The sequence below is a fragment of the Corynebacterium sp. HMSC036D03 genome (assembly GCF_001836185.1).
GTDB classification, from domain to species: Bacteria; Actinomycetota; Actinomycetes; order Mycobacteriales; family Mycobacteriaceae; genus Corynebacterium; species Corynebacterium simulans.
Genome location: NZ_KV827746.1, coordinates 194,421 through 214,759 on the forward strand (window position 1 = coordinate 194,421; position 20,339 = coordinate 214,759).

A 20,339-nucleotide genomic window follows, 5' to 3' on the forward strand; every position below is an offset into this window, starting at 1 on the left:
GGTAACCCTAACTTTAAGTTGGTTTCGGTAAGTTAGGTAAGCATTACTTTTCTAAGGAGAATTTATGACCATTGCGCTGGATCGACCGTTATCGCTGGCTTTGCGCGAGGAGACTGCGCGTGCCCACGGGGCGGCGGAGGGATCGAGCTTTATGCAGCGGCTCATGGCGGGAGAGCTAGATGCCAAAGCTGTCGCCGATCTGACCGGTCAGCTGTGGTTTGTGTATGAGACATTGGAGCGAACAGTGCGTGCTGTGGCGGAAACGGCCACCGCGGGCGCTGTGGCCGATCCGCGTTTGGAGCGCCGCGATGCTCTCGAGGTCGATCTGACTCAGCAGCTGGGAGGGGATTGGCGTGATAAGGTTCGCATCTTGCCGGCTACCGCGGCTTATGTGGCCCGCCTTGAGCAGTTGGCTACACCTGAGCATGCAGTTGAGGTTGTGGCGCATCACTATGTGCGCTACCTCGGTGACATTTCCGGCGGCCAGGTTATTGCGGCGCGGTTGGGTGCACTGTATGGGATTGATCCGGATGCGCTTAACTTCTACGACTTCACCGCGATCGGGAAGATTCCTCCTTACCGCAATGGTTACCGACAGCGTATTGATGAGATGCGATTGGCAGAAGCAGAGCGGGCGGCGCTTATCTCTGAGGCCCAGGCGGCCTTTGCGTTTAATTCGGGCATCTTTGCTGAGTTAGATCGGCGACACTAAAACAGGTCTTGACTTTAAGCTTAGCCTTGCCTAACCTCTGTTAGGTATAGCAAAGCTCAGTTTGCATACTCTCATCTACACTCTTTCTGATTCGGAGAACTAAATGAAGCCAATCTCTGTACTCACCGCCACCACTCTCGTGGCCGGTGCTCTCGCAGTACCCACTGCTTCCGCTGCGGAAATTCCTGCCCTCGCTTCCGGTGAGCTCAGCTGGCCCATCAAGGAGTCCTTCATTTCCTACCTGCAAAAGCCTTTTGCGCAGGGTGAGATTAAGACCACTGATGGTGCCGTCTTCGCTGACAATTCTTTCAAGCTTCCAGTGAATGCTTCCGCATCCACGGTTGACGAAAAGGGTAACGGAACCATCGACACTGATGGCTCGCTGCACTTCAAAGCACACCCGGGCATGGGCCCAGATGGCGGCTATGGCCTCGATATGACGTTCAGCGACATCAAGGTGGTGGTTTCCGGCACTGATGCCACCATCACGGCGGACTTGAAGACCACCGGTGCCAAGGGGCCAGGCAGCAAGGAGGCAATTGAAACCGACCTGGATGACGCAGAAATCTCCACCTTTAAGTTGAGCGAAGCAATTGTTCCGGCAGCAGAGAAGACCTACACCACCACAGATGCACAGACGTCCATCACCAAGGTTGGCTCCGACGCGATGCTGGGCTTCTACGAGCCGGGACCGCTAGAGGACGGAAACACTGACCTCACTGTCACCTATGGCAAGGCGGCTGCTGAGCCAGAAGTGAAGCCAGAGCCGAAGCCAGAGTCGAAACCAGATCCAAAGCCTGACGCGGGTTCTTCCGCGGGTGCAATCGGCGGCATTGTAGCCGCGATTGTTGCGATTCTGGCTGCAGTCGGTGCTGCCTTCTCTGGTGCGATTCCGGGCCTGAAACTGCCGAAGCTGTTCTAGGCAAGGGCGGCGTCGTCAAGCGTGGCTTGGTTGTGTCGCGGTTGTTCTAAGGGGGAATGCAGTGGTGGATATCCTGAGCAAAGTTAGGAGATCCAACCCAAAAAGTTGCCTTGACCGGCATGTTTGCTAAAGCAAACCTTCCTAGCGCGACGGAAATAAATCTGTATTGTTGGTGTTGCACTTAATGAATCGCCCCGGTTTGATAGGCAATTGTACTTTCCGGGGTGTCTTAGAGAAAGGTTCCTGACATGGACGAGAAGCTGCAAACCCTCCTGAACAATCAGGTCAACAACGAGCACGGCGCTGCTCTTATTTACACCCAGCTGGCATACGAGATGGATAACCTCTCCTTCCCAGGTATGCGCGACTGGTTCTACGCGCAGGCAGAAGAGGAGCGCGCGCACGCGCAGAAGTTCGCGCAGCACCTGCTGGACCGCGGCTACCGCGTTGAGCTTTCTGACATCTCAGTTCCTTCCATCAAGGCAGCTACCCCGCTGGATGCTTTCGAGGCGGCTTTCGCGCACGAGCAGAAGGTCTCCGAGCAGATTCGCGAGATCGCGCGCACCGCTGATGCGGCCGGCGATCTGGATTCCCGCTCCATGATCAACTGGTTCCTGGAGGAGCAGATCGAGGAGGAGTCCACCGTCAGCGAGATCGTCGACCAGATCAAGCTCGTGGGCAACGATGGCTCTGGCCTCCTGCGCATCGACGCAGAGCTTTCCTCCCGCGGCTAAGCCTTTAGCTCGAGCGGCACGCGCAGCAGGGGATCGAGCGCAATTGCGCGGGTAATCGCCCCCACGATCTCCTGATGCGAGGGGATGAGACGTAGCTGGGCGGACTTTCCGGCTTTTTCTCGTACGACTGCCGCGAAACGTTTCGGCGCAGCAGGGTCATCAAGGAATGCTCCACCGGCGAGCACAACGGTGGTGGGCTCATGTTCCTTGATGAGTTGTGCCGCGACAAGGCCTAGATGGCGAGCGCGTTCATCGAGGATTTCGCGGTGCGCGGAGGTATCGACGTTGTCTAGCTTTTTCTGCACGGCGGCGGTAGTTAAGGTTTCCTCTGGGTGGGGCACCTCTGCGATGGAAGGCAGGGGGATGATCTGGGAGACTTCGTCGCCAGTGGAAAGCGCGGCGCCGATCGAGTCATCCGCAAAAAGCACTAGAACCGGATCGGTATTTCCAAGTTCCGCGGCTTGGGTTTCGGAGCCCAAGATTGCGGGCACGGCGGAGGAAACCACAACGGGCACGCTGAACTGATAGTGCAGGCGCTCTGCGATGTCGACGTCGACCCAACCCAGGTTTGCGGCGGTGACGCGGCCCGCGGCGTCGACAGTGCCGGAGGTGGTAATGCCCACGGAGACCAGTTTGCGGTCGAGGCCTGCGCTTAGGCGATGGACGCCGGCCATGATGTGCTCGATGAAGTCCTCCTCGCTCAGCTGCGCGACGGGGGTAGGTACGTCATCTTCGCGGATGGTGCGCCCGAGCGTGTCGTAGAAGCCGATGTGGGTTTGCGAGGTGCCCACGGCGATTCCGGCCAGGATCCAGTCATTTTCGGCAACTTCGAGCGGAACCGTGGGGCGCCCGCGGCCGCGGGAACGGGTGAGATCGTTTCTTTCCTGGACGAGGCCCGCCTGGAGCAGTGCCGCGGTGGCGCGGGTGATGGTGGGCTGGGAAAGTCCTGTCGCCTCGACGAGCTCACTGCGCGTGATGATGGGGTTTAAACGCACGAGGTGAAGGCACTTAGCCGCTGGGGTGCGCGGGCGAGTGAACACGGGACCAGGTTTGAGCATAAGTAGAAGTATAGATTTTCTAGACCGTATTGTCTAGCAGGTATCCGCAAGATTAGACAACATTGTCTAAGGGATTCTTTCTATAGTGTGGTGTCCATGGATTCAATTGCGGTTTATTGCGGCTCGGCCACCGGTAACTCGGAAGCATATATCGAAGCAGCCCGTCAGCTGGGCGGGCAGCTGGCAGATCGTGGAATCAACTTGGTTTACGGCGGCGGCAACGTGGGGCTCATGGGCGTGGTAGCGGATGCATGTCTGGCAGGAGGCGGAACGGTCACCGGCGTGATCCCCGAACAGCTGGTGGACCTAGAGCTTTCACATCCTGGCCTGACCTCACTTGAAGTGGTGGAGACCATGGCGCAGCGCAAGACCCGCATGGAGGACTTGGCAGATGGCTACGTGTGTCTGCCGGGCGGCGTGGGCACCCTCGAAGAGCTCGCGGAGGTGCTGACCATGCAGCAACTAGGCCACGTCGACGGCCCCGTTGGCTTGGTGGACGTCGCCGGATTCTGGCGTCCTTTCGTGGACATGTACGCGGGCATGTCAGAGGCGGGCTTCGTGCAGCGCCGCTTTGTGGATGCGATCGTGCTTGAGCCAACGCCAGCGCAGGTTCTGGATGCCTTTGCGGGTTGGACTAATCCCGGGATGAAGTGGGATAACAAGTAGCTAACAAGCTGACAACGTTTGGCGCCTAGGTTGGCCCTAGGCTCCAGGTAAAGGATAGACTTCACCCTCATGAGTTCAGAGCCAAACCAGAGCCGCCATCCTTCCCTCTTGGACGCGGCCTGCGATAACTTTGTGCACGATCTTGCGGAGCTAAGCCCTACCGAAGCAACGGCGTGGGGCATCCCGGGATTCGAAGGCGAGCTGCAGGATTTCTCGCCGGAGTACTACGCGGCTATTGCTGACCGCACCCGTGACATGGTCGCTGACGTCGATGCTCTGGATGACACCACTGACGAGTCCGATGATGAAGATGACTTCGACGATGTGGATTACGTGACCGCAGCCGTCTTGCGCGATCGCCTTTGCCTAGAGCTGGACTTGCACCACCACGGCGAGGATATGCGCAGCCTCAACAACATCGCCTCCCCGGTGCAGACCATTCGCGATACTTTGCTGCTGATGCCGCAGGATACCCCTGAGCAGCTTGATGCCATTCGCTCGCGCCTGTCCAAGGTCGGTGGCGCACTAAGCGGATACAAGGATTCCTTGCAGGAGTCGGCGGCACATGGCCTGATTCCGCCGCATCGCCAGATCAACGAAGTCTTCGTCCAGTGTGAGCGGCTTGCCGACGCCGGTTCCATGCTGGAGGGCCTTGGCGTCGAGGGTACTGAGGTCGAGGCGGCAAAGAGCGCTTTTGGGCAGTTCGCTGATTGGCTCTCCAATGAACTACAGCCGCAGGCTTCCACCGAGGATGCGGTGGGCCGCGACCGCTATGAGCGGTTTTCCAAGCTTTTCGTCGGCGATACCGTCGATCTTGATGAGGCCTACGAGTGGGGCCTGGAGCGTGTCCAAGAAATCCGCGCTGAGCAAGAAAAGATCGCGCACGAGTTGTATGGCTCTGAGTGCACCGTGAAGGCCGCGATGCGCAACCTCAACCAAGAGGAGCGCTACGTGCTGGAGGGCACCGATGCGCTCGTGGAATGGATGCAGGGCACGGCGGAGAAAGTCATCAAGGATTTGGATGGCACCGAGTTCGACATTCCGGAGCAGATCCGCGATATCGAATGCTGCATCGATCCTGCCGGTACAGGCGGCATCTTTTATACCCCGCCTTCAGATGATTTCTCGCGTCCCGGCCGCATGTGGTGGTCAGTTCCGGCTGGCCAGGAGCGTTTCCACACCTGGCAAGAGCTGACCACGGTTCACCACGAGGGCGTGCCGGGCCATCATCTGCAGCTGGGTTCTGCGCTGGTCCAAGATGATCTCAACCTGTGGCGCCGTGCGGTGACCTGGAACTCGGGCCACGGCGAAGGCTGGGCGCTTTACGCTGAGGCGCTCATGGCGGAGCTGGGTTATATGGAGGATCCGGGATTCCGCATGGGGCTTCTCGACGCCCAGCGTTTCCGCGCCGCCCGCGTTGTGGTGGACATCGGATTGCACTTGGGCAAGAAGCTGCCGGACTGCAGCAACTCTGGCAAGTGGGATAAGGCCCACGTGAAGACCTTCATGCGCGAAAACACCGCGATGGATGACGCGAACCTCAACTTTGAGGTCAACCGCTACCTGGGCTGGCCGGGGCAGGCGCCTTCCTATGCCTTGGGCGAGCGCCTATGGCAGCAGACCAGGCAGGAGGCCGTGGAGCAGGGAATGAGCGTGCGGGACTTCCACTCCGAGGCCCTGGCGCTCGGCTCTGTACCCATGTCCGTGCTGCGCGAGGCTGTACTGGAGACTGACTAGGGGCGCAGACGCTTTGCCAAGCGTAGGAGTTGTGGCAAATAACCAGCGACGACGAGGACCGCTATGAGGCGGGTGAGCTGGACTGCGATGACCGCGGGGCCGGCCCCGCCCTCGGCCGAGAGTGCGAGTACGGTCTCCAGCGCGCCGGGGCTGGTGGCCAGGTAGGCCTCGAAGTAGGAAATGTGTAGCCACATGGTCAGCGGCCAGGCGGTGGCCGCGCAGATGCCGATAATGACCACGATGAACAAAATTGTGGCAGGCAGCTGCTTGGCAAAGGCCTTGAGCGCCGGCAGCGAAAGCCCGCCGCCGCAGACCCAGCCGATGGACAAAAACGCCATCACCTTAAAGGCGTAGAGTGGCTCGAGCGTGTGGCCCTCCGGCAACACGAAAGAGGCTAGCACTGTCAGCAGCAAGGGGCCGAGCACCGCGGCTGCGGGGAGGTGGAGGAACCTGCCTACCTTTTCGCCGATGAAGGCAATGGCGATCACTAGGGCAACTATCCACCAGGTGGTTTCTCCGTCGACCGAAAGATCCGCTCCCTTGCCGGCGGGCGTGTCCAATAGGGCGACCACGGCCGGTAGCGATACCGAGACTACTAAGAGGCGTAGGTATTGGGTGAGGGCGACGTAGCGGAAGTCGGCACCGAGTTCGTCGGCAAGTGCGGGCATGAGCGAAGCACCACCCGGCAGCATAGATAAAATACCGGTTTCGGAAGAGACATCCTGTGGCCGTGCGCGGTGTAAGAGTTGGCCGCCGATAACTCCCACCATCAGAGTGACAAGGGAGATCGTCAGGGCGGCAGGCAGGAAGCCAAGCAATTGGCCCACCGGAACCACGGTCAGCGGGATGGCAGCCATGATGCCAATAAAGCCGCGCGACAGGCTATAAAAACTCCGGTTTACGTGCAGATCTTCCCCGGTAAAAAGCGCCATGGCGCCGGAGGAAAGGATCGCTGCCAAAATCCAGGCCGCAGGTACGTGCCACATGCTAAAGAGCCAGCCCAGTACGACTGATGCTGGAATAACAATGGCCCACCGTGCCACGGTACGGGCACTAAGCCGGGTGCCTTCCTGTTGTGCGGCCATGCGAGCCTCCCGGTTCTGCTGCGGAAAAGTATAATGCCTGCTTTTCTCCACTACGGGGAGGGCAGTAGGCGGGTTATCACCTTACATCATTCAAGATTTATGATCGGGGGCGTGGAAATCGATGTGGTGCAGTGGATAATTCTCTTCTTTGGTACTGCGGCCGCGGGATGGGTCGATGCGGTCATCGGCGGTGGCGGATTGATCTTGATCCCGATGCTGCTGGCGGTCCTGCCGGGCCTTGCTCCGGCCGCTGCTTTGGGCACTAGCAAGCTCGCCGCGGTGACCGGCACCGGATCCGCTGCCGTGACCCTCGCTCGCAAGGTGAAGCTGGACAAGGCAGAAATGGCGCGCTTCATCCTCATCGCGCTGGTCTGCTCCGGATTGGGGGCCAGCGTGGCCTCGAGCCTCGATAAAGACATCATGCGCCCCATCATCATCGTGCTCATGGTGGCCGTGGGCATCTTCGTTGCCTTCAAGCCAGATTTTGGCAACAGCGACTCGGCCGGTATCCGTGGCGGGTGGCGGACCGTCGTGGTCTTGGTGCTCTCCGGCATCATTTCCTTTTATGATGGCATCTTCGGTCCGGGTACCGGAATGTTTTTGATCATGGCGTTTACCTCTATTTTTGCGCAGAATTTTTTGACCTCTGCGGCCATGGCCAAGGTAGTCAATACAGCTACCAACCTCGGTGCGCTTATCGTATTTATTATTGGCGGGCACGTGTGGTGGACGCTTGGCATCGTGCTCGGTGTAGCCAATATCGCCGGCGCACTCCTCGGCGCTCGTACCGTACTTGGTGGCGGCGCCAAATTCATCCGCTACGCGTTACTTACCTTGGTCGTGGTCATGAGCTGCTACCTGGGCTGGCAGCAATGGGGCTAACTACATTCGGTTTTTGGTGCGCGCGGTAGCAACCGCGTTCCACGGGTCCTCCGGCCACGGGTGTTTGGGGTAGCGCCCGCGCATATCGGCGCGCACGCCAGCATAGGGGCCGGACCAGAAGCTGGCGAGATCATCGGTCACCGCGAGTGGCCGCCCGGCGGGGGAGAGCAGGTGGAATTGCACGCGGTGGCCGCAGTATTCGGGAGATGCGGCCAGGCCGAAGCATTCTTGTAGCTTGATGTGAACCACGGGGCGATCGCCGGACCAGTCGATTCGTGCGTCCCGGCCGGAGGGGACTGGGAGGCGTTCAGGGGCGAGCTCGTCCAGGTGGGTGGCTTCTGGCCAGGGCAGAAGGCGTTGCAGCGCGGGGTACATGTCGAGCTTGGCGGCGGGGGTTCCTTCCGCGATGCGGTGGAGTTCGGATCCGAGCCACTCGGCGGGATCCGCCTGCTCCACGTCTGGCCACGGCTCGCCAAAGTGGGCGTGCAGGTGGCGCAGGCGGTCTTTTAAACTTTGGGCCTTCTCGCTGAAGGTAAAGAGGCCTAGGCCTTCTTCACGGATGCCGGCGGCAAGTGCCCCCTCGGCTGCGGGGCCGGTGACTTTGACAGGGGTTTCAGAAAGCGTGATGGCGCCCGCGGCCTTGACTTTGACGCCGCGCACACGGCCATCGCGCAGGAAGGCGCGGGTTTCTTCGGTGACGCCGATGGCCGCCAGAGCTGCGGTTTCCTCGATGCGGGCGGCCGAGCGGATGATGGCATTGCCCGCATTAGACAGGGAAACCTCCGCGATGGCGAGCCACGGGGAACCGGTGAGGCCCGAGCTATCGAGCAGGCGCGCGCGGGTGCCGCTAGCCAGCAGGTAGTCCTCGCCCATGCGCTTGGCCACCTGCTCGGGAAAGGCGGTGGCGACGACCTCCCCGGGATCGGCGGGGCCGAGATCGTCTACGAGACGTGCAAGCCGCTTGACCTCTTTTTGAGGTGGGCGGTGACGGGTGAGATCGGGGGTTAAGGGGGCGTCGGCAAGCGAGGCAATGATGGGCGCGGCCTGGCTGCCGTGGCGGAGCAAGGAGGCGCCGAGGCGCGGATCGGTGGGCAGGAGGGCGAGTTCCTGCGTGGCGCCAATGCGCTTGAGGGTCGCCTGCGCGGATGCCAGAGCTTGGGCCGGCGGCGGATCGAGCAGCGGGAAGTCCGGGCCTGCGCCCCAGCAGTCCAGAAATAGCGCGGCCTGGGTGAGGTCCGCGGAGAGGATCTCCGGGGTGGTGTGTGGGGAAAAGTGCTGGTAATCGTCCTGCGAATAGCAGCGAATCACGGTGCCTGGTGCCTCACGGCCGGCACGACCAGCGCGCTGGTCGGCACTCGACTTTGAGGTAGACACCGTCACTAGCCCGGACATGCCGCGTTGGGTGTCGCGCCGGGGAACGCGGGAAAGCCCGGCATCTACCACCACGCGCACGCCCGGCACGGTAAGCGAGGACTCCGCGATAGAGGTAGCTACGACGATGCGCTGTTCATCGGTATATAGCGCGGCGTCTTGCTCCGCGGTGGTCTGCTTGCCGTGCAGCGGGAACACATTATGGCCCTGCAGCGCTTCACAGACGAGGTTTACTTCGCGCACGCCTGGCACAAAGACCAGCGTTGATTCCTGCTGACAGGCTGCCTGCTTGGCGACGTCCCCGTAAAACTCCCTCGTTCCCGCCGCCCTGCCCGGCAGGGGCGCGTAATGGATATCAAGCGGATGGGTCACCGCCTCGGTCACGTGCACGGGTGCGTCCATAAGTTGGGAAAAGCGCTGTGCATCCACGGTGGCGGACATGGCGATGACGCGAAAGTCCTCACGCAATTCGGTCAGCTCCAGGCACATGCCTAGCACCAAATCCGTATCGAGCTGGCGCTCGTGGACCTCATCGATGGCAACGGCGGACACGCCCTCGAGCTCCGGATCCTTAAGCAGGCGGCGCAGCAGCACGCCCGGCGTGACGAACTCGACCTCGCTGCCCTTGCGGGACTCGCCTCGGATGGCGAAGCCGACCTTGTCCGGGGTGCCGCTAAGCGTGCTTAATCGCTGCGCGGCCGCGCGCACGGCCACACGACGTGGGGCGGTGACAATGACTTTGCCACCTCCTGCCGCATGATTGGCTAGCGCCGGTGGCACGAGTGTGGTCTTACCCGTGCCGGGCGGGGCCTGGATGACGACGTTTCCGGTTTCCGGCAGCGAATCGATGGTCTCGGCGACGGGCAGACCATCGCCGATGCGAGCGAGATCAAACATTTACTTGGCGGCTCCAAAACCTTCGACAGGACCGTTGAGATCCTGGCGTTCCCAGACCTCTTCATTGTCTTCCAGCTCGCGCACCACGCGGCCGGGTGATCCCAGGACCAGCGAATTATCCGGGATATCGGTGGTAATAAGTGTGCCTGCGCCGATGACACAGTTCTTTCCGATGGTGATGCCTGGCAGCACAGTGACGTTGGCACCGAGCCAGGTGTTGTCACCGATGGTGATGGGCTTGGCTATCTCCCACCCACCAGCGCGCATCTCATGATCGTTTACCGGATGCCCCACCGTAATCAGGGAGCAATTGGGGCCCACCATGACGCCATCACCGAGCATCACCTGGGCCTGGGCCAAAATGGTAGCGCCAAAGTTAATGAAGACGCGCTCGCCGCATACTAGATTGCAGCCGTACTCCAGATTCAACGGCACATGCAGGCCTGGCACCGCGGAATCTTCCGGCAGTATCTCGTGCAAAATGCCTTCGGCACGCTCCTGGTCCGTATTGTGCAGCTCGTTGAGCTGCTTTACCAAGCGAAAAGTGCGCTGGTGCTCTTTCTTCGCCTCCGGCATGCTCGGCAAGAACCACTGCCCACCGGTCATCCGCTGCCATGAGCCGTAGCGTTCCAAGTCCTGCCGCTCCTGTGCATCCATGGGTGTCATTGTAGAGGGTGGGTGGTGCTTAATAAGTATCTGCGGAAATCACTTAGGTTCCGGTAAATCACAAACTCACATGCCGCTTTTGTTGGCTCGATAAAATTTGTAGACGACATTGGCAAAGCGGTTGCTGATTCTCAGAGTTAAGGTTGAGTGTTAGTAGAAGGCCAAGCACAATGAGTGAGCATATGGAAACAGATTCAAGAAAAATCGTCGATAATATTTTGAGCGATATGGCGGAACTTAACGACTGGATCTGTATTGCTGATGCAACTGGGGCGAATGGGAAAAACTCGTTTTATGCTACGTATGATGATGTCGTTACCATCCTCAGCGCAATCAAAAACTCTTCAGCAGTGACGCTTGGAAAGATCGGCGCAGGATTTCAAGGCCTTCCGGATACTTGGTCTCCTAGGGAAATAGCGAGCGAAGTGTTTTCCTCCTCGGATCCTATCGGTGAGATGATGAACTTCTGGATAAGGGAAATAGAAGACCCCCAGCGGTAGCTCCCGCAATCTTCACCCCGCAAGGATGACGTTATCGATGAGGTGAATTCTGCACGTGGGGAGGAGGGCTATTCCACCTTTCGGTATGGATGGATTACCGCAGTTTGAACTCGACGACGTCTACTTCGTCATCGTCACCTAATCCGGGATAGTGAGTATCTAGCGCTTCCTGAAGCTCGGAAAGAGAGCCAAAACCGTCATTTCTAGCTTGCTTTTCCGACAATTCACTTCGCTGGGTAGAGGAAACGGCCGTGACCTGTGCAGGAATGGTGACGATCTCTCCAGATTCTTTCTCGAAGACAATTTGGGCACTTCCTTCATGGAAAGGATCATCTACGCGGATGGTTTGTTGCTTTTCTCCGCTACGAATTGATTCCTCGTAGCCTTCCCACATGTAGATGCGCTGCTCTTGTTCCATATCTCGCCAGTTGAATGCGAATGGCAAGAGTTCTTCTACGGTAGGTGCTTCAAGTCCATTGCTTCCGCGCACGATGCACCGAATGGACGGATCAACATCAAAAAGCACCTGGCGGCATTTACCGCAGGGAGGAATAACTTGACCAGTAGGTCCGTATACGGCGACTACTGCTTGGATTGGGTCCTCTGGATAACTAGCAGCATGGTTAGCTAAAGCCGAGACTTCCCCGCAAGGACCACCGAGGAAGTGGTGCGCGTTCAAACCGAGTACGTGTTTGCCTGATTTGGTGAGGAGTGCTGCGGCTACAGTGTGATCTCCTCCGTCCTGAAAGCGCCGTGCGTGAGTAGTTGCTTTGGCTAGCAAATTTCGAAGTTCGTTAGTAATCACTCTTTAAGGGTAATAAACGCCAACGCGCTTTATCTATGTGAAGACAGAGATCGGGAACATCGGGGTTTCTTGGATGCATAAAAAACTGCTGGGCTTAACAGACGTCCTCATGAATGCTATGACTACCGCTTTTGTGGGAGCGCGCGTGTGGGCAGAGAATGCAGGACAGCAGTCGGAATAAGCAATGTGCCGCAGCAATGACAGAAGCAGTCCTCTTTCTTTGCGCTTTAACAGGTGGGTGGATCCGCCGAAAACCGCGTTAGCGCGTAAGTTGAGCGTTTACCACCCTTCTGCGTACTGGGTGTGCAGATTGTGATCGATTTGCTTGTGTACACGCAAATCAAAATTCTGTAAACGATGCCTGTTGCTGCTTTTGAGTCTTTAAAGCGTTGGAGTTCAGCCCCTCACTCCATGGCGGATATACTCTAAATCCTCTCTTTCCTGGGGTTGCTCCGGAGGTAATACCGAGACGTTGTAAATCTTGATTGCTAAATTGAAACACACCTCGGTGATCTCCTTGAATCACAAAGACTAGGAGACCGTCGCCGCAGGAAGAATCTTCAAAAGGCACGGATTCCCCTTCATGGTTGCGTTGCCAGAATGCTACGAAGGCTCCCGGCTTAGAAGGCGTGGTGCGTGCTGTGCGAACATGCCAGGTTTTAGCTCCCAACTCGGCTATTCCCGATTCATAATTCGCATTATCACTTGTTTCATTTATGCTGCCTTCTAAATTAAAGGCCGCCACAAATTGGTAAAAGGAATCAAACTTCATCTTCAAGGCGATATCCGCATCTTTTTCGTCCAGCATTGAAGCTTAAGGAAAGCGGCGGAGGGCAACAAATTCCCACGTTATTTGAAGTGTCCAGGGTTGGGTCCGATTTGTCTTGAAACGATTCTTACCCTTGTTGAAGGAAATTTCTGGATCGGTTTATTGGGGCGTTGGGTTTAGGGTGAGGTCATGCTTTTTGATTCGCTGCCGCGGCCGAGCGTGCGTGTGGCTCCGGGGGTGGGGCATGTGCCGGGATGGGTGGGCGTCGATAAGCAGAAGGCCTTGGTAGAAGAGATGCGCGGCATTGCGCGCGAGTATGCGGCGACGCCGATGGCGATGGTGCGGCCGCGGTTGAAATCCGGCGGGCAAATGAGCGTTTTTCAGCTGCATCTGGGCAGGTATTGGCATTATCCCAGCTATCGGTATGTAGACAATATGGACGGTACGCGGGTTCCGCCGGTGCCGGAGAGTCTGCGGCGGATTGCTCCGGGAGCGCTGCGCGCCGCGGCCGAGGTAGCACCTGAGCTAGAGCCGTGGGTGGATACGTTTGTGCCGGAGATGGCATTGGTGAATTACTATCCGCCGGGCTCGGCCATGGGCATGCACGTGGATGATTCGGAGGAGTCACCCGCCCCGGTGATTTCGCTATCCATTGGGGATGAGGCGCTTTTCCGCATGGGTCATACCGAATCGCGTACGCGGCCGTGGGATGATATCACGCTGTGCTCTGGGGATTTGGTGGTCTTTGGTGGACCAAAGCGTTTTGCCTACCACGGGGTAGTGCGCGTAAATGCCGACACGTTGCCGGCGGGGTGCGGGTTGAGTGAGGGACGTATCAACATCACCATCAGACAAGTTTTGGGACGAGCGGTAAAGTAGGGACGTTACATAAAGCTTGAAGGAAAGAAGGTTCTCTTATGTCTCGTATCGGCATCATCATCGGCACTACCCGCGATAACTCGGCCGGCAAGGTCGTGGGTGAGTGGCTTTATGATCTTGCCCAGGGGCGCCAGGATGGGGTGGAGTACACCCTGCTGGATCTCAAGGAGTTTGATGTTCCACTGCTGACCACTGACGTCATTCCTGCCACCGCCAATAAGCAGTATGCGGATGAAAAGGTGCAGGCGTGGTCCGATGCAGTGGATGTCTGCGATGGTTTCGTATTTGTTACCCCGGAGTACAACCGCTCGGTGCCGGGTCCATTCAAGAATGCCTTCGACTGCTTGGCCGCAGAGTGGGCCGGTAAGCCGGTTGCGTTCGCCGGTTACGGTCCAGCGGGCGCAATCCGCGGCGTGGAAGCATGGCGCACCATCGTAGTCAACTTCTCCATGCCACAGCTGCGCAATCAGCTCGACTTCGGTTTCTTTACTGACTGGACCGACGGCGAATTCCGCCCTGTAGATGCCAAGGTAGAACGCACCAATTCCTTGCTGGCCGAGCTGGAAGATGCCGTTACTGCATAATCAGTTCGCGTTGGCCGCATACAAAAAGTCAGCCCCCGCGCTCTTTCCGAGCAGCGGGGGCTGACTTTTATGTGGCCGGCTTAGTTACTGCAGGCCAAACTGATCCCAAGCGGCAGGGGAGAGGTTCTGGTACACGTGCTTGTGCTCCTGGTACTCGGCCAAGCCGGTGGGGCCAAGCTCGCGGCCATTGCCGGACTGCTTGAAGCCGCCCCACTCTGCCTGCGGCAGGTACGGGTGGAAGTCGTTGATCCAGATGGTGCCATGGCGCAGGGCGCGGGCAACGCGCTCGGCGCGGCCGGCGTCGGAAGTGTAGACGGCGCCAGCCAGGCCGTACTCGGTGTCATTCGCGATGGCGATGGCCTCCTCCTCGGTGGTGAAGGTCTCGATGGTCACGGTAGGGCCGAAGGCCTCGTCGTGGACACACTCCATGTCCTTGGTGGCGCCATCGATGATGGTCGGCAGGTAGTACACGCCCTTGCCCAGGTCCGTGTTGCCGGTACCGTGCTGGCCATTGGTGTCCTCACTGGTAGCAGCGCGGCCGCCGGTGAGGATCTTGGCGCCCTGCTCGCGGGCCTTGTCCACGTAAGCGGCGACCTTCTCGCGGTGATCGGCGGAGATGAGCGGGCCGGTCTCCGCCTTATCGTCGGTTGGGCCGCCGATCTTGATGTTGTTGGTGCGCGCCACCAGTGCCTCGATGAACTTATCGTGCAGGGATTCTTCCACGATGATGCGGGAACCCGCGGAGCAGACCTGGCCGGAGTGGAAGAAAGCGCCGTTGAGGGCGTTATCTACAGCGACGTCGAAGTCCGCATCGGCGAAGATGACGTTCGGGTTCTTGCCACCGAGCTCCAGCGCGGTGCGCTTGACGGTCTCCGCAGCGTTCTTTGCGATGATCTTGCCGGTGACCAGGCCACCGGTGAAGGAGACCATGTCCACATCTGGATGCTGCGACAGCGGGTTGCCGCAGTTAGCGCCAGCGCCGGTGATGAGGTTGCCTACGCCATCTGGCAATCCGCATTCCTTGAGGGCGGCCATGAGCAGCATCGCGGTGTGCGGGGTGAGTTCCGCCTGCTTGAGGACGAAGGTATTGCCGGCGGCCAGGGCCGGGCCGACCTTCCAGGAGACCTGCAGAAGCGGGTAGTTCCACGGGGTAATCAGTCCGCAGACGCCAACGGGCTCGGCGTCGATGCGCGATCGCAGGTTGGGATCCTGCGGGTCGACTACGCGGCCGGCCTGGTGCTGGGCCAGGGTGCCGAAGTACTCAAAGGCGTTGGCGATGTCATCCATATCGCCCAAGGACTCCTCATAGCGCTTGCCGGTATCAGCGGACTCCGCGGAAGCGAAAAGTTCTTTGTGCTCGCGGATGAAATCGGCCACGCGGATGACCAGCTTGCCGCGCTCGGCGGCCGGGGTATTAGTCCACTCGCCGTTATCAAAGCTTTCACGGGCAACCTTGATGGCGCGCTTGGTGTCCTCGTCGGATGCCTCGGAGACTAAACCGACGGTGGAACCATCGGCCGGGCAAATGATGGTGCGGGTGTCGCCGCTTTGGGCGGCTTCCCACTTACCGTTGATGAACAGGGACTTCGGGGCGCCATCAGCATGCACGCCCTTCAGCAGGTCGGTCTGGGTGGGGTCGAACAAAGTGTTCTGGGTGCTCAAGTGAAAAGCAACCTTTCTCTCATAGAGGTAGTTGTAGTGGCCAGCTTAGCTATCTTCGCGCCAGGTGCGCTCGGGCTCGGCGCCATCAGAGACATCGGAGTCACCCGGCTGGGTCTGCTGCATGTAGAGGAAGGCCAGGTGGCGCTCGTAGAGGTCCAGCACGTTATTGATGATTTGGTTCTCGGAATAGCCGTAGACGTCATAGCCCAGCGAACCGGTCATATCGTAGACCTCAAGGCGGTAGTACTCGTCGCCTTCGCCCGCGCTGAAATCGGGGCGCTCGGCCGCTACCGGGAAAAGCTGGTAGCGGAACATGCGCTCATTGTGCAGCTTTACTTCTAGGTCGAGTTGGGGCAGTTCGACGTCGGGAAGCTCACTGGTGAGCAAGATGGCGTCGTAGCCGCGGGTACGCATGTGCGTTGCCACCTGCTGGAGGGCGTAGGTGGCGGTTTCGCGCAAATAGGTATCCATCTCCTGCTTAGAGGGGAAGGTATTGGCCCGGTCGAGGCGGTTCTTCCAGAGGTCGGCATTGGCCGGTTCGCGCTCGGTACGGGAGGAAATCACTCCGTGCATAGCGGTGGTGCGGGCTTCGCGCTGCACGTTTTCTAGGCGCAGGGACTTCCACAGGGAGAACATAATGAGGTAGACCACGAAGGCGAAAGGCAGGCCCATGACCACGGTGGCGGACTGGACTGTGGTGATGCCATCGATCTGCAAAAGCGCCAGGGTTAGTGCGCCCACGGTGACGGACCAGAAGATGCGCATCCACTTCGGGCCGTCCTGGCGGCTATCCGTAATCTTCGAGGTGAAGTTGGACATCACCAGCGCACCAGAGTCGGCTGAGGTGATGTAGAGCAGCAGACCGATGAACGTGGTCAAGAAGATGACGATGGATGCGCCGGGGAACTCGGCCAGCATGTCGTAGAAGCCTTGCTCCGGTGTATTGATTGCGGCTTCGGCAAAGTCGGGGTATTCGCCGGAACGAACCATGTCCAAAGCGGTGTTGCCGAAGAAGGACATCCACATCAGGATGAACAGGAAGGGGAAGGTCAGCACGCCGAAGATGAACTGCCGCAGGGTGCGGCCGCGGGAAATACGGGCGAGGAACAGGCCGACGAAGGTAGCCCAGGCAATCCACCATGCCCAGAAGAAGAGGGTCCAGGACTGCATCCAAGTGTCTACGTTGGCTTGGTCTTCGGCGAAGGCGAAGGTCTCCATGGTCCAGGATGGGAACTTCGAGACGTAGTCACCGATATTGGTCACGATGGCATCGAAGAGGTAGGCGGTCTTGCCAAAGACCACGACGTAGACCATCAGCGCGATGGCCAAATAGACGTTCAGCTCGGAGAGGAAGCGAATGCCCTTATCCACACCGGATACAGCCGACAGTGTGGCAATGGCCACCGCAATAATGATGAGAGCGGACTGCAGACCAAGGCCCTGCTCGATGCCGAAGATGAGGTGGAAGCCGTAGGACAGCTGCACCACACCGATGCCCAGGGAGGCGGTCACACCGAAGACGGTGCCCAGCATGGCAGCGATATCGACTGCATCACCAACTGGGCCGTGTACGCGCTTGCCGATGAGCGGATACAGCGCGGAGCGGATAGCCAGCGGCATATTGAGGCGGTAGGCGAAGTAACCGAAGGCCATGCCCATCAGTGCATAAAGCGCCCAACCGGTGATGCCGTAGTGGAACATCGCCCACACCACGGCCTCCTTGGCGGCCTCCATGTTTTCGCCTTCCCCGACCGGTGGGGTGACGTACATGGTCACGGGTTCTGCGACAGCGAAGAACATGAGGTCCACGCCGATGCCGGCGGCAAAGAGCATGGACGCCCAAGAGAAGGTGTTGAATTTCGGCCGCGAGTGGTCCGGGCCGAGGCGGATATTGCCGGCATTGGAAAAGGCAATATAGAGCACGAAGACCACGGCGATGGTGGCGGTGAGGACATAGAACCAGCCGAGGTTGTGGCCGATCCAGCCGGTGACGCTGGCGAGGGTTTCCGCCGCGGAATCGCGGCCGAGCCCGGCATAGAGCGCCATGGCAATAATGAGGACGCCGGAGATGATAAATACCGGCCAGTTTGTCTTGGGAGCAGGGACCTGATCCGCGCCTACGGCATCGCCGGTTTCAGCCTTGTAGCTGCCGACGAGGGCACGAACTTGGTAGCGTGGGCTGCGCTTCTTGGGCTCTCCAGATGGGGTTGCGAGAGAGGTGTTTTTACCCCCTTCTTGGGGGACTTTACTTGAAGTGTGAGACTCCTCAGGATCGTGAGGGTCAAAGTTAGCCATCTACTTCTCCTAATGTTGGTTGGTTTGGGCCGAATCTTTCGCACGGGTGCCCCAAAATGCTCACAAGATCGCAGGGAGAGAAAGGTGAGTGAAATGAATCATATTCGGGCAACCTATGTGCAAAGACTTCGGATTTCATCTCCAGAGACATCCATCCGGACAAGGTAAATATACATTAAGATGGGCAAACTTCTAGAAGGATGTGTACTCTGAAGGTAGTGCCCGCACATGAGGCGATGTGAATAAATACAGACTTTTGTATAAATTACAATGTTTTCACTTCCGGTGGGACAATCTTGACGTGTGAAATATTTCACAGAAAGAAGGGGATTTATGGGTTTTATGGACAAGCTGACCAAGAAGCGTTCCGCTAAGAAGGTCACCGATGAAGTAAGCGACGTAGTCGTCGTTGGCGGTGGCTCCGCAGGCTCCGTCATCGCCGAACGCCTGACCGAAGACAAGAACACTCGTGTGCTGGTCCTTGAGGCCGGACGCAACGATTCCCTGTGGGATCTCTTCGTCCACATGCCTTCCGCATTCTCTTTCCCGATTGGTGCAAAGAACTACGACTGGATGTACGAATCCGAGCCGGAGCCAGAGATGAATGGCCGCCGCATCTACCACGCCCGTGGCAAGCTGCTGGGTGGCTCTTCTTCCGTCAACGGCATGATTTACCAGCGTGGCAACCCCATGGACTACGAGAAGTGGGCCAAGAACCCGGGCATGGAAAACTGGGACTTCGCGCACTGCCTGCCTTATTTCAACCGCATGGAAAACGCCGCCGCGGCAGAAGATAACGATCCGCGCCGCGGCCACGACGGCCCGCTCTACCTTTCCCGCGGTCCTGCAACCAGCGAGCTCTTCCAGGCCCTGTTCAAGTCCGTGCAGCAGGCCGGCTACCACCTGACCAACGACGTTAACGGTTACCGCCAGGAAGGCTTTGCTCCTTTCGACCGCAACATCAAGCACGGCAAGCGCTGGTCCGCCGCGCGTGCATACCTGCACCCGAACCTAGACCGCGAGAACCTCGAGGTTCGTACCCGCGCGTTTACCACCAAGGTTCTCTTCGAAGGCCAGAAGGCCGTCGGCGTGGAATACGAGTGGAAGGGCGGCGTCCACCGCGTATTCGCCGAGAAGATCGTCCTTTCCGCTGGCGCCATCAACACCCCGCAGCTGCTGCAGGTCTCCGGTGTCGGTGATGAGGAACTGCTGCGCAAGCACGGAATCGACGTCGTCAAGCACCTGCCGGGCGTCGGCGAGAACCTGCAGGATCACCTCGAGGTCTACATCCAGTACGAGACCACCAAGTCCACCGCTTCTTCCCAGCCTTACCTGGACAAGTGGCGCTGGCCATTTATGGGCCTGCAGTGGATTCTCACCAAGAAGGGCCCGGTCGCAACCTCCCACTTCGAGGGTGGCGGATTCGTTCGTTCCAACGAGAACGAGGAATACCCGAATCTGATGTTCCACTTCCTGCCGATGGCAGTGCGCTACGACGGCCAGAAGGCCGACGTCAAGCACGGCTTCCAGTGGCACGTTGGCCCGATGTTCTCCGATACCAAGGGCCATGTCCGCATCAAGAGCGCCGATATCCACGAAAAGCCGGAGATTCTCTTCAACTACCTGAAGACCGACCAGGATCGCCGCGAGTGGGTCGAGGCAGTGCGCGTTGCGCGTTCTCTGCTGGACACCGAAGCCATGGCTGAGGTGGGCGCCCGCGAGATCAGCCCGGGCCCTGACGTGCAGACCGACGAGGAGATCCTCGAATGGGTACGTAACGACGGTGAGACCGCACTGCACCCGTCGTGCACCACCAAGATGGGCTCCAAGGATGACCCTATGGCGGTTGTGGACCCAGAAACCATGCAGGTCTGGGGCATTGAGGGCCTCTACATCGCTGATGCTGGCGTCTTCCCGTCCGTGACCAACGGCAACATCTACTCGCCAACGATGATGGTGGGCGAGAAGGCCGCCGATCTGATTGCCGGAAAGAAGCCTTTGGCACCGCTTAACGACGTAACCTGGTACAAGGCTGGCGAGGATATGCCGCTGTACGCCCCAGGCGAGGCAGTGCGCGATCACAAGCAGGCCGTAAAGGGTGCTTACTAGAAGAGC

General features: G+C 59.0%; 18 protein-coding genes. 10 read left to right on the top strand and 8 right to left on the bottom strand.

Features of this window, described 5'->3' with window-relative positions; all coding sequences use genetic code 11:
- Positions 1 to 64: 64 nt before the first annotated feature.
- The 3 genes from HMPREF2692_RS09265 (at position 65) to HMPREF2692_RS09275 (ending at position 2,368) form a co-directional block, all read left to right on the top strand.
- Positions 65 to 712: a biliverdin-producing heme oxygenase gene (locus HMPREF2692_RS09265; RefSeq protein WP_070455702.1), complete on the top strand. Its 648-nt coding sequence runs from the start codon at positions 65 to 67 to the stop codon at positions 710 to 712.
- Positions 713 to 815: 103 nt separating this feature from the next.
- Positions 816 to 1,634, top strand: a complete 819-nt coding sequence (locus HMPREF2692_RS09270) for an HtaA domain-containing protein (RefSeq protein WP_062036334.1) — start codon at positions 816 to 818, stop codon at positions 1,632 to 1,634.
- Between the two features lie 248 nt (positions 1,635 to 1,882).
- Positions 1,883 to 2,368, top strand: a complete 486-nt coding sequence (locus tag HMPREF2692_RS09275) for a ferritin (protein ID WP_070433350.1) — start codon at positions 1,883 to 1,885, stop codon at positions 2,366 to 2,368.
- On the opposite strand, the gene HMPREF2692_RS09280 is transcribed toward HMPREF2692_RS09275, so the two are convergent.
- Positions 2,365 to 3,426: an ROK family transcriptional regulator gene (locus tag HMPREF2692_RS09280; protein ID WP_070455701.1), complete on the bottom strand. Its 1,062-nt coding sequence runs from the start codon at positions 3,424 to 3,426 to the stop codon at positions 2,365 to 2,367. The genes HMPREF2692_RS09275 and HMPREF2692_RS09280 overlap by 4 nt on opposite strands.
- A gap of 96 nt (positions 3,427 to 3,522) precedes the next feature.
- On the opposite strand from HMPREF2692_RS09280, the gene HMPREF2692_RS09285 reads away from it, so the two are divergent.
- Both HMPREF2692_RS09285 and HMPREF2692_RS09290 read left to right on the top strand, forming a co-directional pair.
- Positions 3,523 to 4,092: an LOG family protein gene (locus HMPREF2692_RS09285; protein WP_062039239.1), complete on the top strand. Its 570-nt coding sequence runs from the start codon at positions 3,523 to 3,525 to the stop codon at positions 4,090 to 4,092.
- Positions 4,093 to 4,161: 69 nt separating this feature from the next.
- The gene (locus HMPREF2692_RS09290; RefSeq protein WP_070455699.1) at positions 4,162 to 5,829 is read left to right on the top strand and encodes a DUF885 domain-containing protein; all 1,668 of its coding nucleotides are present in this window, start codon (positions 4,162 to 4,164) and stop codon (positions 5,827 to 5,829) included.
- Here the strand turns inward: HMPREF2692_RS09290 and HMPREF2692_RS09295 are convergent.
- Positions 5,826 to 6,914 carry an AbrB family transcriptional regulator gene (locus tag HMPREF2692_RS09295; protein WP_070433352.1) on the bottom strand — a complete coding sequence of 363 codons (1,089 nt, stop codon included), beginning with the start codon at positions 6,912 to 6,914 and terminating at the stop codon, positions 5,826 to 5,828. The two genes, HMPREF2692_RS09290 and HMPREF2692_RS09295, sit on opposite strands and share 4 nt — an antisense overlap.
- 99 nt (positions 6,915 to 7,013) lie before the next feature.
- Between HMPREF2692_RS09295 and HMPREF2692_RS09300 the strand changes: the two genes are divergently transcribed.
- The gene (locus HMPREF2692_RS09300; RefSeq protein WP_083281314.1) at positions 7,014 to 7,796 is read left to right on the top strand and encodes a TSUP family transporter; all 783 of its coding nucleotides are present in this window, start codon (positions 7,014 to 7,016) and stop codon (positions 7,794 to 7,796) included.
- On the opposite strand, the gene HMPREF2692_RS09305 is transcribed toward HMPREF2692_RS09300, so the two are convergent.
- Positions 7,797 to 10,064, bottom strand: a complete 2,268-nt coding sequence (locus HMPREF2692_RS09305; RefSeq protein WP_070823442.1) for an ATP-dependent RNA helicase — start codon at positions 10,062 to 10,064, stop codon at positions 7,797 to 7,799.
- Complete coding sequence (locus HMPREF2692_RS09310; protein ID WP_070823444.1) at positions 10,065 to 10,730, bottom strand: sugar O-acetyltransferase; 666 nt, start codon at positions 10,728 to 10,730, stop codon at positions 10,065 to 10,067.
- Positions 10,731 to 10,900: 170 nt separating this feature from the next.
- On the opposite strand from HMPREF2692_RS09310, the gene HMPREF2692_RS09315 reads away from it, so the two are divergent.
- Positions 10,901 to 11,230, top strand: a complete 330-nt coding sequence (locus tag HMPREF2692_RS09315; protein ID WP_246823439.1) for a hypothetical protein — start codon at positions 10,901 to 10,903, stop codon at positions 11,228 to 11,230.
- Positions 11,231 to 11,324: 94 nt separating this feature from the next.
- Here the strand turns inward: HMPREF2692_RS09315 and HMPREF2692_RS09320 are convergent, their stop codons facing one another.
- The gene (locus tag HMPREF2692_RS09320; RefSeq protein ID WP_070823446.1) at positions 11,325 to 12,035 is read right to left on the bottom strand and encodes an ASCH domain-containing protein; all 711 of its coding nucleotides are present in this window, start codon (positions 12,033 to 12,035) and stop codon (positions 11,325 to 11,327) included.
- Between the two features lie 340 nt (positions 12,036 to 12,375).
- On the bottom strand, positions 12,376 to 12,843 hold the full coding sequence (locus tag HMPREF2692_RS12765) for a MepB family protein (RefSeq protein ID WP_246823440.1): 468 nt from the start codon (positions 12,841 to 12,843) through the stop codon (positions 12,376 to 12,378).
- A gap of 150 nt (positions 12,844 to 12,993) precedes the next feature.
- Between HMPREF2692_RS12765 and HMPREF2692_RS09325 the strand changes: the two genes are divergently transcribed.
- Together HMPREF2692_RS09325 and HMPREF2692_RS09330 are read left to right on the top strand one after the other, a co-directional pair.
- Positions 12,994 to 13,683, top strand: a complete 690-nt coding sequence (locus tag HMPREF2692_RS09325) for an alpha-ketoglutarate-dependent dioxygenase AlkB (protein WP_070823448.1) — start codon at positions 12,994 to 12,996, stop codon at positions 13,681 to 13,683.
- A gap of 38 nt (positions 13,684 to 13,721) precedes the next feature.
- On the top strand, positions 13,722 to 14,267 hold the full coding sequence (locus HMPREF2692_RS09330) for an NADPH-dependent FMN reductase (RefSeq protein ID WP_070823450.1): 546 nt from the start codon (positions 13,722 to 13,724) through the stop codon (positions 14,265 to 14,267).
- Positions 14,268 to 14,351: 84 nt separating this feature from the next.
- On the opposite strand, the gene HMPREF2692_RS09335 is transcribed toward HMPREF2692_RS09330, so the two are convergent.
- Positions 14,352 to 15,929 carry an aldehyde dehydrogenase family protein gene (locus HMPREF2692_RS09335; protein WP_070823453.1) on the bottom strand — a complete coding sequence of 526 codons (1,578 nt, stop codon included), beginning with the start codon at positions 15,927 to 15,929 and terminating at the stop codon, positions 14,352 to 14,354.
- Positions 15,930 to 15,974: 45 nt separating this feature from the next.
- Entirely contained in the window at positions 15,975 to 18,224 is a 2,250-nt protein-coding gene (betT, locus tag HMPREF2692_RS09340) for a choline BCCT transporter BetT (protein WP_062036318.1), read from the bottom strand.
- A gap of 333 nt (positions 18,225 to 18,557) precedes the next feature.
- Between betT and betA the strand changes: the two genes are divergently transcribed.
- Positions 18,558 to 20,333 (top strand): choline dehydrogenase, encoded by a 1,776-nt coding sequence (gene betA, locus HMPREF2692_RS09345; RefSeq protein ID WP_070455694.1) that lies wholly within the window; start codon positions 18,558 to 18,560, stop codon positions 20,331 to 20,333.
- The last annotated feature ends 6 nt before the right edge of the window (positions 20,334 to 20,339 follow it).